Genomic DNA, 13730 nt, shown 5'->3' with positions numbered 1-13730 from the left:
CTTGTCGCACCCGTACGGGTGGAGGACGCGCTCCGGGGCAGGACCGTCGAGCTGACGCTGCCCGCCATCGATCATCAGGTCGTGCCCGGCCACCGGCTCCGGGTCGTCCTCGCCGCGACCGATCTCGGCTATGCCTCCCCCCTCACTCCGGCCACTTACCGGGTCGCCCTGGACGGTCCGCTGACCGTGCCCACCGTGCCCGCCCTCACCACCGGCTCCGCAGCGCTGCCCTGGTGGGTCTGGGGGCTGCCGGCGGCGGGCGTGCTGATCGCGGGCGCCCTGCTGCTCACCGCGCGCCGCCGCACCAACGCCCCGGCACCCGATCCCGAGCTCGCCGAGGTGCCCCTGCAGATCACCGGTCTGAGCAAGCGGTACGCCAAGTCCGCCGACCGGTACGCGGTACGGGATCTCTCCTTCCGGGTCGAGAAGGGGCAGGTGCTCGGGCTGCTCGGCCCGAACGGCGCGGGCAAGACCACCACGCTGCGCATGCTGATGGGGCTGATCAGCCCGGACGCCGGTGAGATCCGGGTTTTCGGGCATGCCGTACGGCCGGGCGCTCCCGTGCTCTCCCGCGTCGGCTCGTTCGTCGAGGGCGCGGGCTTCCTGCCGCACCTTTCGGGACGGGACAACCTGGAGCTGTACTGGCAGGCCACCGGCCGCCCCGCCGAGGACTCCCATATCGAGGAGGCCCTGGAGATCGCCGGGCTCGGGGACGCTCTCGCACGGACCGTACGCACCTACTCCCAGGGCATGCGGCAGCGGCTCGCCATCGCGCAGGCCATGCTCGGTATGCCGGATCTGCTGATTCTCGACGAACCGACCAACGGTCTCGACCCGCCGCAGATCCGCGAGATGCGCGATGTGATGATCCGGTACGCGGCGGGTGGCAGAACGGTCATCGTCTCCAGCCATCTCCTCTCCGAGGTCGAACAGTCCTGTACTCATCTTGTGGTCATGCACCGCGGGCAGCTCATCCAGGCGGGCCCGGTCGCGGAGATCACCGGCTCCGGTGACACCCTGCTGATCACCACCGCCGAGCAGGTGTCCGAGCCCGTCGTCGAGAAGGTCACCGCGCTGGCGGGGATCGGCTCCGCCATACGCACGGACGACGGACTGCTCGTACAGCTCGACGGCGCGAGCAGCAGTTCCCTGATCACCGAGCTGGTACGGCTGGATGTACCGATCACGGGCGTCGGGCCGCACCGCCGCCTGGAGGACGCGTTCCTCACCCTGATCTCAGGAGGCTCCGCATGAGCGCGCTCGTCGAATCGGCCCCCGGCTACCGGACACGGCACACCCTGCCGCTCCGCGTCGAGGCGCTGCGCCAGCTCAAGCGCCGACGGACGCTGGCGATGGGCGGCATACTGGTCGCTCTGCCCTTCATCCTCGTCGCGGCCTTCGCGATCGGCGGCACCCCGGGCGCCGGTGAGAACAACCGGGTGACCCTGATCGAGACCGCGACCGCGTCCGGCGCCAACTTCGCCGCCACCTGCCTCTTTGTCTCCGCGGGCTTTCTGCTGGTGGTGCCCGTCGCGCTGTTCTGCGGGGACACCGTGGCCTCCGAGGCGAGCTGGTCCTCGCTGCGCTATCTCCTCGCCGCGCCCGTGCCCCGGGCCCGGCTGCTGTGGAGCAAGCTGGTGGTGGCGCTCGGTATGAGCGCGGCGGCGATGGTGCTGCTGCCGCTGGTGGGGCTGGCGGTGGGCACGGCCGCATACGGCTGGCGGCCCCTCGAACTGCCCACGGGCGGCACCCTGGCCGCCGCCGACGCCCTGCCGCGGCTGGCCCTGGTCGTCGCGTTCATCTTTGTCTCCCAACTGGTCACCGCGGGACTCGCCTTCTGGCTGTCGACCAAGACCGATGCCCCGCTGGGCGCGGTCGGCGGCGCGGTCGGTCTGACGATCGTCGGCAATGTGCTGGACGCCGTGACGGCGCTGGGATCATGGCGGGACTTCCTGCCCGCGCACTGGCAGTTCGCCTGGGCGGACGCGCTTCAGCCGCAGCTCGAATGGGGCGGCATGCTGAAGGGCTCGGCGATCTCGGTGACCTATGCGCTGATCCTCTTCGCCCTGGCCTTCCGTGGCTTCTCCCGTAAGGACATCGTTTCCTAGGACCCCGTCTCACCGGTCCTCAGATCCACCCCCTTCGAGCCGCTTCCGCGCCCGCCCGGAAGCGGCTCGTCGTGCCGAGGGCGGTCAGCAGATCGCCGACGCGACGGCTGTATGTCCGGCTCGACATGCCGAGCCGGGTGGCCGCCGTCTCGTCCGTGAGCCCGGCCAGCAGGGCCTCCAGCACGGGCCGGAGCTGTCCCGGCAGCACCCCGGGCGTGGGCAGCGCGGCCGTCGGCAGCTCCTCGCCCGTCTCCCACCAGGTCTGGTGCGTACGGACCAGTGCCTGGACCACCACCGGATCGCGGATCAGCAGCAGTCCGTGATAGTGGAGTTGGAGATCGAGCGGGACCGCCGCCACCGCGCGGTCGACCAGGATCATCTTGAACGGGATGGAGTCCGTCTGTCTCGCCCGGCCGGGAAGCTGACGCGGCAGCGGATACGCGAGCCCGGCCAGACCGTGCCGGGGCACGATCCGGCGGACGCCGACCGAGGGCGAGCGGCCACGCCCCTTCCCGCCGGCGCCGGGACCTGTGCCCGGGCCGCCGTCCTGCCAGTCCAGATCGCCCGCCGCCCGCACGCAGGCGCTGGCGAACTCGAGGAACTGCTCGGGAATGCACTGGCCCAGACAGCTTCCCGGATCGTCGAAGATCAGCAGCTCACGGCGGGCGGAGCGGACCAGGGCCGTCAGCGTGGCCGTCACCTGACGCACCCCTCGGATCTGCCGGCCGGGAGGATGGAGCGTGTCCACCACGTCCTCCCGCATCACGCCCAACGACAGCGCCGACCTGTTGAGTACGGACCCTGAAACATCCGCCACGGCTGACCACCCCCGCCATCCCCTCGGAGCCGTACGCCACTCCATGTACGCACATCATCGCTCACCGTGACAAGTGCAGTTCAGGGAGTGGCGACTCCATGCCAGGGCCTCGGCGATCCGTGCTTTCTGTCGCACGCTGGTGATCACTCGGTATGAAACGACACAAGCCGTCCGGGACAACCCGCGACAAGTGAGACACATGAGACGGAGGATGGATGGCGACGAACCGCCAAGGACGGGCCAGGGACGGCCCGAACCTTCACCGATGAGGATGACCCGCCCGGGCGACGCCTCATCGTGATCGAGGAGCGCTCAAGAACGGTGCCGTGCCTGCCTCTTGGTGCGAGATGATGGGCCCCATGGCCACTTTGCTGCTCGCTCTCTCCGCGATCTCCACAGGTCTGTTCGCGGGGAACTTCCTCATATTCCAGACCGGTGTCATGCCCGCCCTCGCCCGGCTGACGGACGAGCAGTTCGTCCCGGCCATGCGCAGGATCAACGAGCTGGTGCCTCGCCCGCTCTTCCTGCTGACCTTCTTCGCCATCGTCGGCTTCCCGATCGCGGCCCTCGCCGTCCCGGTCGACGGCCGCTCGGAGAACCAGAAGTGGCTTCTGGTGGCGGGACTGGTCTGTGTGATTCTGAACCACTTCATCACCATCGGCGGCAACGTCCCGCTCAACAACGCGCTGGCCGCCTCGACCTCCTCGCCCGACAGCGTGGCGCGCAAGGCATTCGAGTCCCGGTGGAACGCCTGCCACCGGGCCCGCACCTTCTTCTCCGTCGCGGGCTTCGTGCTGGTGGTCAGCGCCACCCTCTCATAGGCGACGGTGGCGCTCGAACCAGCGTCCATCAGTTGGCTGACCGGTCCGGGAGGATCGGTGGGAGAACCGGTCAGACGACCTTGAAGTTGGCCATCATGCCCATCCCGCCGTGGTCGATCAGATGGCAGTGGTAGGGGAACACCCCGCGGTGACTGTCGAACGTCACCAGGAGCTTGACGGTCTGACCAGGCATCACCACCACGGTGTCCTTGCGCCCCGCTTCCGAAGCGGGGGCCGGTCCCCCGTCACGTTCGAGGACGCGGAACTGCACCAGGTGCATATGGAAATTGTGCGGTATGAGCGTGTTGGTGTTGGTGACGGTCCAGACCTCGGTGGCGCCCCACTTCACGGTCGTGTCGATACGGTTCGGGTCGTAGCCCTTGCCATTGATGAAGCCCTGCTGGGTGGCGCCCGTCTCGTCCATGCTGAGCTGGAAGCTCCGCTCCGCGGTGGCCTTCCGCGGCGCCGGCAGTGAGGTGAGGGTGGCGGGGACCCTGCTGGAGTCGTGCACCCGGGCGCCGACGTCGAACCGCATGACCTGGCCGACCTCCTCCACCGGCCCCGGGCCCATCAGGTTCTTCAGAACGAGCTGGGTGCCCGGTCGGTACTGGGCGAAGTCGATGACCAGATCGGCGCGTTCGCCGGGAGTGAGCAGAAGCTGTGTGGTCGGGACCGGCTTCTCCAGCAGTCCGCCGTCGGAGCCTATCTGGGTCATCGGGCTGCCGTCGGAGAGCTGAAGCGCGAAGAACCGCAGATTGGAGGCGTTGACCAGCCGGAGGCGGTACTTGCGCCCCTTGACCTTCATCACCGGCCAGGGCCTGCCGTTCACCAGGATCGTCGTCCGGTTGAAGGCGTCGTCCATCTCGTAGACGAGCTGCGCGTCGGTGTCGAACCGCGCGTCGCGCAGGACCAGCGGCACCTCGAACTCTCCCGAGGGCAGCCCGAGCGCGTCCTCCTTGTCGTCGCCCAGCAGATAGACATTGGAGAGTCCGCGGTAGACGTGCTCGGACTCCATGTGGTGCGCGTGGTCGTGCATCCACAGAGTCGCGCCCGGCTGGGAGTTGGCGTACGTGTAGGTCCTGCTGGCGCCCGGTGCGATCGTGTCCATCGCGCCGCCGTCGTCGGCCGGGGGGTTGTTGCCGCCGTGCAGGTGCACCGAGGTCGGCATGGACAGTGAGTTGACCTGCTTGACCACCACGGTCCGTCCCGAGCGCGCCCGTATCGTCGGGCCCGGGAAGGAGCCGTTGTAGGTGAACAGCTCCGTGGTGGTGCCCGGCAGGATCTCGCGCCGCGCCTTGGTCATCACCACCGAGTAGTAGTCCGTGGTCGCCGATCTGCGGACCGGCTCGAGCACCGGTGGCCGGGTGAGGGGCACGCCGAACGGCGTGACAGGACCGGTGGGTACGGCGGCCGCCGCTGCCGTACCCCGCCCGCCGCGGCTGCTGAGCGCCTGTGCCGTCCAGCCTGTGGCACCGCTGACGCCGAGGGCTCCCGCGGTGAGTCCGATCCGTATCGCATGACGACGAGAAAGCACAAGAAAATCCTTCCGGGATTCCGGGGAAAAGGAGTCGGTCCCCGTTCCGATCGCGGGGATGCTACCTAGCCGGAAGTGTTCGCCGGTCGGGATCGGTTCCATGAGGGCGGCACTCATGGTGTTTGCGCCGTCTATCGGTGGATAGGGGCCCAGCGACCGTCCACTACGGTTCCAGTGCAGGTCCAGCGCCGTTCCAGCGCGGATCCAGCGGAGGTCCAGCGGGAATCGAGCGGAAATCCAGCGTTTCTCGACCCGGGTTTCTCCCAGGAATTCTCAAGGCGCCGTAACTCCACAGTGCTTTAAAGTAGAACATTTTTCGGCGTGGAAGAAGCGGCATTATCAGCCGAAGATGCCTTTCTCCAGCCGGTCCAGGGTGCGCAGTCCGCGCTCGGTGACATCGTGCTCGCCGTGGGCCGGTCCGTAGGCCAGACAGCTCGCGGCGTCCAGCGCCGCCAGGCAGGGCAGGGCGTGGCGTTCGGCGTCGGTCGGCGGGCGGCCGTAGCCCTGGAAGAAGGCGGCGCGCAGATCGTCGCGGCCCTGCCAGGGCCCGCAGGCCAGCCGTACGAAGTCCTGGACGGCCGGGGCGTACCGGGACCGCTCGAAGTCGATCATGGCCAGCCGTCCGGTTCCGGCCCCTGCCCCTGCCCGGGATCCGGGCCGGGATCCGGACGGTGTGCCGGCCCAGAGGGCGTTGCGCTCCTGTGCGTCGCCGTGGATATGGCCCGGGGCGAGCAGGTCCGTCAGCCTCAGCAGATTCTCCGCCGCACGGCGTACGAGCGTGCGCCGGGTCCCGGAGAGCCGGTCGCCGGCGTGTGCGAGGTGCCGCTCGGCAGCGGCGGCCATGTGCTCGACCGCCGCCTCCGCTGCCCGGCGGCCTTGCGCGGGCATCTTCTCCGTACCGTGCAGCCGCCGTAGCAGCGTGCCGAACTGCCGGTGCGCGGCGCGGTGTTCCGGGACGGTGAGGGAGAGCCGGGAGACCGGGGCGCCGGGTACGGCGGTCAGCAGCAACGCGAGTCGGCGGGCATCGGTGTCCACCAGGCGCGGGGCGCGGCCGAACCCCAGCGCGGGAACGGCGGACCGATAGCCGAAGGTCTCGCGCTCGTAGAACTCGGGAGCCGGTGACTGCTTGACGAAGAAGCGCCGGCCGCGTGTGTCGGTGAGGTCCCACACGCGGGAGTTCTCACGGGGATGCGAGGCGTCCCGTACGGCGGAGAGAGGGCCGACGGCATGCTCCGCCCAGGCCCGCAGTGTCGGCGGCAGGGGCTTGGCAGGGCGCATGATTCCTCCGGACTCAGGGACGGCGGGGGCCGGCGCCCGGAGAACGGGCCTGGTCAAGGGCCTGTCACGGGGCATGCCGAGGGAATCATAGAACATATGTTCGAGCACGTGCGGCGACGAAGCCTTTCCACTGGGCCGTGTCGCCGAGTGCCGCGCGGGACTGGCTGGATCATGGTCCTGTCCGTCATCGGGCTCCTGCTGGAAGGCGACGAACGGGAACGGCCGACGCCCGGTCTCCTTCTGCTGGAGACCGGGCGCCGACCGGGACGAGCGGGACTTCACGGGCGGGACTTTCGAGACACGCCCCAGGTATTTCGTGTGGATCCGGCAAGATCCGGACGAGACGCCCTGGCTGACGAGAGGACCTAACTCGGGGGCATCAGCACGGAGTCGATCACGTACACGGTGGCGTTCTTGGTCCGGACGTCGCCGCAGACGATGTTCGTCGTCCCGTTGACCTTGAACGACTGATCCGAGCCCGACGTGGTGAGCGTGCTGCCCTCCAGGGTCTTGAAGACACCGTTCGGGAGCTGGTCGGGCGCGATCTTCTTCTCCGTCAGGTGGTAGTTCAGGACCTTTCTGAGCTGGGCCTCGTTGTCGCGGATCGCGTCGAGCTGTGTCTTGGAGAGCTTGGCGAAGGCGGCGTTGGTCGGGGCGAAGACGGTGATGTCCTTCGTGGTGTTGAGCTTGTCGGCCAGTCCGGCCTTCTTCACCAGGGCGACGAAGGTGGAGAGATGCGTGTTCTCGGCCAGTGCGGTGGCGGCGGGCTGGGTCGCCATCCTGGCGAAACTCCCGCCGATGCCATGCCGCAGCAGCGAAGAGCACCCGGGGCCGAACGGGACGGCCGCACCGGCGGACGTGGACGGGCTGGGCGAGGCCGAGGTGCTCGGTGACGCGGACGTGCTCGGCGAGGTGGAGGGTGACGCGGACGTACCGGGCGAGGCCGGCGTACTGGCCGCGGTGGGTGTGCTCGGCGTCGGGGCCGCGAAGGCCTGGGGAGCCATGACTCCCAGCGACAGCGGGAGGGCGACCGCGGCGGCGGACATGGCTGTGGTGCGGAGACGGGTGCGTTTCATGATGCGATTCCTCTTCCTGTGGGAGGAGGGCCCCGGCTCGGGCCCGGAGGCGTCGACACTGCGGCTGGATCGGCGGGCCCCGGACGGCCCGGGGGGTGCCGGACGGGGCGCTCTCACCCATCCGGTCCGTGAGGGGCCTTGGTGGCCCGTGGTCGTCCGTGGATCCTGTCGTTCGACGATTCCTGCCGTCCGACCCTGATCAGTCCTGGTGCGTTTTCGGTCGGTCTCGGTCTCGGTCTTGGTTTCGGTGCCGGTTTCGGTGTCTGTCCGGTCCTGCCCGGCCGGGCGGCCGGTCCGTTCCTGCATTCGATCCTGTGATCGATCAAGCCGCCCGTAAAGCGTAGTCATGCCCCGGGGGGCTCAGCATCTCGGGCGGAACAGGCTGTTTGCTGCTACGGGACGCTCGGTCACCGGTACCGAACCGCAGGTCCGCCGCCCGCGGACCGCCGTGGACGGCCGCCGGGCCCGCCACTCGATCGGCTCCGGCGTGTCAGGGGCCCGCCAGTCGAGTGGCCGATAGCGTCAAACGTCCGTCGGCGCAGCCGCCCGCCGCCTCCGTCCCGGCCGTCCCGCCGCTCTCGTCCGCCCGTCCCTCCTCACGGGGTGCAGATGTCCGACCTCATCCATGTCGTGGTCATCCTCGCGGTCTTCGCGTTGATCGGTCTGGTCGGCAAGGGGGTGGCCCGGCTGTGACCGTCGAGAACGTCGTCGGACTGATCGTCGCCGTACTCCTGATCGTCTATCTCGTCTTCTGCCTGCTCTTTCCCGAGCGTTTCTAGCCTCTCCCACCTCCCGCCAGAGGAACGCCCAGGAAAGGTTCCCCCATGAACGACACGCTCGCGGGATGGCTTCAGATTCTCGCGCTGGTGGTGGCGCTCGCCCTTTCCTTCCGGCCGCTGGGCGACTACATGGCGTACGTCCTGACCTCGCCCCGGCACTGGCGGCTGGAGCGGCTGCTCTACCGTCTCGGCGGAGTCTCCGGCGACGCCGATCAGACCTGGACCGCTTTTCTTCGCAGTGTGCTCGCCTTCTCGCTTGTCTCCGTACTGTTCCTGTACGGATTTCTCCGTCTCCAGAATCACTTTCTGCTCGCTCTCGGCACTCCGGCCATGGACGCCGACCAGTCGTTCAACACGGCCGTCTCCTTCGTCACGAACACGAACTGGCAGTCGTACTCCGGTGAATCGGCGCTCGGCCATCTCGTCCAGATGGCGGGGCTCGCGGTGCAGAACTTTGTCTCCGCCGCCGTCGGTATCGCCGTGGTGGCCGCCCTCATTCGTGGATTCACCCGTCAGAAGACCGACCGGGTCGGAAATTTCTGGGTGGATCTCACCCGGATCGTGCTGCGCGTACTGCTGCCCCTCTGTGCGGTCTTCGCGATCGTGCTGGTGGCGTCGGGAGTGGTGCAGAACTTCCATGGTTTCCATACGGTCGGCACGCTCTCGGGCTCCACTCAGAGCATTCCCGGCGGCCCGGTCGCCTCGCAGGAAGTCATCAAGGAACTGGGCACCAACGGCGGCGGCTTCTACAACGCCAACTCGGCTCATCCCTTCGAGAATCCGAACGGTTTCACCAACTGGCTGGAGATCTATCTGCTGCTGGTGATCGCCGTCTCACTGCCGCGCACCTTCGGCACGATGGTCGGCGACCGCCGCCAGGGATACGCGATCGTCGGCGTCATGGCCCTGATCTGGGCCGCCTCCGTCGCCGTCGTCACGGCCAACGAGCTGCACAGTGTGAGCAGTACGGCAGGTCACACGGCGGGCGGAATGATGGAGGGCAAGGAGAACCGCTTCGGTATCTGGTCCTCGGCGCTCTTCGCGGTGTCCACTACATTGACGTCCTGCGGCGCCGTCAACTCCTTCCACGACTCGTACACCCCGGGCGGCGGCGGGATGACGATCTTCAATATGATGCTCGGCGAAATCGCGCCCGGCGGTACGGGATCGGGGCTCTACGGCATCCTCGTGCTGGCGGTCGTGGCCGTATTCGTGGCAGGGCTGATGGTCGGCCGTACGCCCGAGTATCTGGGCAAGAAGCTGCGCGGCCGGCAGATGAAGTTCGCCTCGCTCTACATCCTCACCACTCCCGCCGTGGTGCTGACGGGCGCCGGCATCGCCATGGCGCTGCCGGGGGAGCGAGCGGCGATGCTCAATCCGGGACCCCACGGTTTCTCCGAAGTGCTCTACGCGTTCACCTCGGCCGCCAACAACAACGGCTCGGCCTTCGCGGGGCTCTCCGCGAACACCGCCTGGTACAACACCGCCCTCGGCCTCGCGATGCTCGTCGGCCGCTTCCTGCCCGTCGTGTTCATCCTGGCCCTCGCCGGATCGCTGGCGGCGGAGCAGCCGGTCCCCGTCAACGCGGGGACGCTGCCCACGCATCGACTGCTCTTCGTCGGTCTGCTCACCGGCGTGATCCTCATCGTCGTCGGCCTCACCTACTTCCCCGCACTCGCGCTGGGACCGCTCGCCGAAGGACTGCGCTGATGCCCGCGAATTCCGGCCGCCCCGGAAGTCCCCCAAGCGCCGGGAATCCCGGGAATCCCAGGAATCCGGATCCGCTCGCGCCGAACAGCCGCCGTGTCTCGGGCGGACTGCTCGACCCACGGCAACTGGTCACCTCGTTCCCCGGTGCGCTGCGCAAGCTCGATCCCCGGACCATGTTCCACAACCCCGTGATGTTCGTCGTCGAGGTGGGTGCCGTACTGACCACCCTTTCGGCGATCAGGAATCCCAGCGTCTTCGCCTGGGTGATCACCGTCTGGCTCTGGCTGACGACGGTCTTCGCCAATCTCTCCGAGGCCGTCGCCGAAGGCCGTGGCAAGGCGCAGGCCGAGACACTGCGCCGGACGAAGACGGACACCGTGGCGCGTCGGCTGGCGGGTCGTTGGCGGCCGGGCACACAGGAACCCCCGGAGGAGCAGGTGTCGGCCACACTGCTGCGGCTCGGCGATCATGTGGTGGTGGAGGCCGGGCAGATCATCCCGGGCGACGGCGATGTGGTCGAGGGCGTCGCGAGTGTGGACGAGTCGGCGATCACGGGTGAATCGGCGCCGGTCATCAGGGAATCGGGCGGCGACCGCTCGGCGGTGACCGGCGGGACGAAGGTGCTGTCCGACCGTATCGTCGTACGCATCACCTCCAAGCCCGGCGAGACCTTCATCGACCGGATGATCGCCCTGGTCGAAGGCGCGGCCCGGCAGAAGACGCCCAACGAGATCGCGCTCAACATCCTGCTCGCCTCGCTGACGATCGTCTTCCTGATCGCCGTGGTGACACTTCAGCCGTTCGCGTTGTTCGCGCACGCCGAACAGTCGATCGTCATCCTGGTCGCGCTCGTGGTCGCGCTGATCCCGACCACCATCGGGGCGCTGCTCTCGGCGATCGGGATCGCCGGCATGGACCGGCTCGTGCAGCGCAATGTGCTGGCCATGTCGGGCCGTGCGGTCGAGGCGGCCGGTGATGTCAACACCCTGCTGCTCGACAAGACCGGCACGATCACCCTGGGCAACCGCCAGGCCGCCGAGTTCCTGCCGGTGGAGGGCGTCGGCGTGGCGGAACTGGCCGACGCCGCCCAGCTCTCCTCGATGGTGGACGAGACGCCCGAAGGCCGGTCCATCGTCGTGCTCGCCAAGGAACGGTACGCACTGCGCGGGCGGGAGGAAGGGGAGCTGACGGGCGCCGAGTTCGTACCGTTCACCGCGCAGAGCCGGATGAGCGGCGTCGATCTGCCTCTCCCGGACGGCAGCCGCTCGCTGCGGAAGGGAGCCGCGGCGGCGGTGATGCGCTGGGTACGGGAGAACGGCGGCCTCGCCGGCTCCGCCGGGGCCATGGGGACGACCGGCTCCGGCGGTACGGCCGGTACGGCCGCTCCGGCCGAATCCCGTGGGGCGGGCAGTACGGCCATGAGCGCGGCCGGCGGAATCGTGGACGCCATCTCGGCGAGCGGTGGCACGCCGCTGGTCGTGGCCGAGTCGACGGTGAGCGGTGGCGTCCGCGGCGCGCGGGTGCTGGGAGTCGTCCACCTCAAGGACGTGGTCAAGGAAGGGATGCGGGAGCGCTTCGACGAACTGCGCCGCATGGGTATCAAGACCGTCATGATCACCGGCGACAACCCGCTGACCGCGCGGGCGATCGCGGAGGAGGCGGGCGTGGACGACTTCCTGGCCGAGGCCACTCCCGAGGACAAGATGGCGCTCATCAGGAGCGAGCAGAGCGGCGGAAAGCTGGTCGCCATGACGGGAGACGGTACGAACGACGCGCCCGCGCTGGCCCAGGCGGATGTGGGCGTGGCCATGAACACCGGCACGTCGGCGGCCAAGGAGGCCGGGAACATGGTGGACCTGGACTCCAACCCGACCAAGCTGATCGAGATCGTCGCGATCGGCAAGCAGATGCTCATCACGCGCGGTGCGCTGACGACCTTCTCGATCGCCAACGATGTCGCGAAGTACTTCGCGATCATCCCCGCGATGTTCGCGGTCGTGTATCCGGGTCTGGACAGCCTCAATCTGATGCGGCTGCACAGCCCCGAGTCCGCGATCTCCTCCGCGATCATCTTCAACGCGCTGATCATCGTGGCGCTGATCCCGCTGGCCCTGCGCGGTGTCCGTTACCGCCCGTCGTCGGCGTCCGGGCTTCTGAGACGCAACATCTGGCTGTACGGACTGGGGGGACTGATCCTTCCGTTCATCGGGATCAAGGTGATCGATCTGATCATCCAATTCATTCCGGGTCTCGGATGACCGACGAGAAGCCGATGAGAAGAAGCCGATGACGAAAAGGCCGATGAGGCCATGAAGAACCGAGCGGAAGGCGACCGCCATGCCCCTGACTCTCCGTACCCTCCTGCTGCACCATCTGTCGGCGCTGCGGATGCTGCTCGTCCTCACCGTGATCACCGGGATCTGCTATCCGCTGCTGATCACGGGTATCGCCCAGGCGGCCTTTCCTTCCCAGGCCAACGGCTCGCTGATCGGCGGGAACGGCGGGGCGACGGGATCGCGTCTGATCGGTCAGGACTTCGATCTGCCGAAGAGGGAAGGGCGGCCGGGCGGGCCGGATCCCAAGTGGTTCCAGCCCCGCCCGTCGGCGGCGGGCTCCGCCGGATACGACCCGACCAGCTCGGGCGCGTCCAATCTGGGGCCCGACAATCCGGTCCTGATCAGGATGATCGAGGAGCGCAGAGCCGCGGTGGCCGCGTTCGACGGGGTGCGGCCGAGTGGCGTGCCCGTCGACGCGCTCACCGCCTCGGGCTCGGGACTCGATCCCCATATCTCACGGGCGTATGCGAACCAGCAGGTCAACCGGGTGGCCAGAGTCCGGGGACTGCATCCGGCGACGGTACGGAAGCTGGTCGCCGATCATGTCGAGGGCCGCGTTGGCGGCTTTCTCGGGCATGGCGACGTCGTGAATGTGGTGGAGCTGAACCGGGACGTCGCCGGAGTGGCGTGACCGCACCGGATCACACCGGACCGGATCGATCTGGACCGGATCGATCTGGACCGGACCGAATCGCACCGGACCGAATCGCACCGGACCCGACCGGCTCGCGGATCGGGACAGCCCTCAGGCTTCCTCCGCCTTCAGCTGGGTGAAGCGGATGTGGTTGCCGAAGGGATCGCGGAGGCCGCAGTCGATTCCGTACGGGCGCTCGGTGGGTTCCTCGGTGAACTCGACGCCCCGGTCCCGCAGCGTCTCGTACGACTTGCGGCAGTCATCGGTGCTGAAGATCAGATGGCCACCCATCACCCCCTTGGCTACCAGCTCGCGGACCTGCTGTGCCGTCTCCTCGGACATCGCCGGAGCGCCCGGCCTCTCCAGCAGGATCTGGCGTCCGGGCTGGCCGGGCACACTGACGGTCAGCCAGCGCATGAAGCCCATGTCGACATCGGCGTTGACCTCCAGGCCGAGCTTGCCGACGTAGAAGTCGAGGGCCTCGTTCTGGTCGAGGACATATATCTGTGAATGCGTGATTGCGGTGAACATGTGCATCACGCTACCGGGCAAGTCGGACGAAAACTTATCCGAAACTGCTCAGCCGACGGACGGCGCGGACGGTACGACGGGCAGCGCGAACAGTCACCACGGACGG

12 protein-coding genes are annotated in these 13730 nt (G+C 68.3%); 7 read left to right on the top strand and 5 right to left on the bottom strand.

Going from position 1 to position 13730, the window contains the following annotated elements; all coding sequences use genetic code 11:
- On the top strand, positions 1-1254 hold a 1254-nt coding region (locus BFF77_RS12920), incomplete at its 5' end, for an ABC transporter ATP-binding protein (RefSeq protein ID WP_141698427.1).
- The gene (locus BFF77_RS12915) at positions 1251-2108 is read left to right on the top strand and encodes an ABC transporter permease (RefSeq protein ID WP_066948050.1); all 858 of its coding nucleotides are present in this window, start codon (positions 1251-1253) and stop codon (positions 2106-2108) included. The genes BFF77_RS12920 and BFF77_RS12915, both read left to right, overlap by 4 nt.
- 19 nt (positions 2109-2127) lie before the next feature.
- Here the strand turns inward: BFF77_RS12915 and BFF77_RS34460 are convergent, their stop codons facing one another.
- Positions 2128-2925 (bottom strand): helix-turn-helix transcriptional regulator, encoded by a 798-nt coding sequence (locus BFF77_RS34460; protein WP_066948047.1) that lies wholly within the window; start codon positions 2923-2925, stop codon positions 2128-2130.
- 359 nt (positions 2926-3284) lie between these two features.
- On the opposite strand from BFF77_RS34460, the gene BFF77_RS12905 reads away from it, so the two are divergent.
- The gene (locus BFF77_RS12905) at positions 3285-3746 is read left to right on the top strand and encodes an anthrone oxygenase family protein (protein WP_066948045.1); all 462 of its coding nucleotides are present in this window, start codon (positions 3285-3287) and stop codon (positions 3744-3746) included.
- 70 nt (positions 3747-3816) lie between these two features.
- Here BFF77_RS12905 and BFF77_RS12900 read toward each other — a convergent pair whose 3' ends face one another.
- From BFF77_RS12900 to BFF77_RS12890, 3 genes are all read right to left on the bottom strand, one after another.
- The gene (locus BFF77_RS12900; protein WP_066948042.1) at positions 3817-5280 is read right to left on the bottom strand and encodes a multicopper oxidase family protein; all 1464 of its coding nucleotides are present in this window, start codon (positions 5278-5280) and stop codon (positions 3817-3819) included.
- A gap of 339 nt (positions 5281-5619) precedes the next feature.
- Entirely contained in the window at positions 5620-6558 is a 939-nt protein-coding gene (locus BFF77_RS12895) for a phosphotransferase (protein ID WP_066948039.1), read from the bottom strand.
- 365 nt (positions 6559-6923) lie between these two features.
- Positions 6924-7634 (bottom strand): fasciclin domain-containing protein, encoded by a 711-nt coding sequence (locus BFF77_RS12890; protein WP_066948035.1) that lies wholly within the window; start codon positions 7632-7634, stop codon positions 6924-6926.
- A 689-nt stretch (positions 7635-8323) separates the two neighbouring features.
- Here BFF77_RS12890 and kdpF point away from each other — a divergent pair.
- From kdpF to kdpC, 4 genes are all read left to right on the top strand, one after another.
- On the top strand, positions 8324-8413 hold the full coding sequence (kdpF, locus tag BFF77_RS34455) for a K(+)-transporting ATPase subunit F (RefSeq protein WP_066948032.1): 90 nt from the start codon (positions 8324-8326) through the stop codon (positions 8411-8413).
- A 45-nt stretch (positions 8414-8458) separates the two neighbouring features.
- Positions 8459-10123, top strand: a complete 1665-nt coding sequence (gene kdpA / locus BFF77_RS12880) for a potassium-transporting ATPase subunit KdpA (RefSeq protein ID WP_066948029.1) — start codon at positions 8459-8461, stop codon at positions 10121-10123.
- Positions 10123-12381 (top strand): potassium-transporting ATPase subunit KdpB, encoded by a 2259-nt coding sequence (kdpB, locus tag BFF77_RS12875; protein WP_079125104.1) that lies wholly within the window; start codon positions 10123-10125, stop codon positions 12379-12381. The genes kdpA and kdpB overlap by 1 nt, the downstream gene beginning before the upstream one ends.
- Before the next feature lie 79 nt (positions 12382-12460).
- Positions 12461-13090, top strand: coding sequence for a potassium-transporting ATPase subunit KdpC (gene kdpC / locus BFF77_RS12870; protein WP_066948027.1), 630 nt, complete (start codon positions 12461-12463; stop codon positions 13088-13090).
- A gap of 114 nt (positions 13091-13204) precedes the next feature.
- Here kdpC and BFF77_RS12865 read toward each other — a convergent pair whose 3' ends face one another.
- On the bottom strand, positions 13205-13624 hold the full coding sequence (locus BFF77_RS12865) for a VOC family protein (protein WP_066948055.1): 420 nt from the start codon (positions 13622-13624) through the stop codon (positions 13205-13207).
- Positions 13625-13730: the final 106 nt, after the last annotated feature.

This window comes from Streptomyces lushanensis, assembly GCF_001700515.1.
Taxonomy (GTDB): Bacteria; Actinomycetota; Actinomycetes; order Streptomycetales; family Streptomycetaceae; genus Streptomyces; species Streptomyces lushanensis.
The sequence above is the reverse complement of the archived record's forward strand: the minus strand, read 5'-3'. Positions and strand labels throughout refer to the sequence as shown.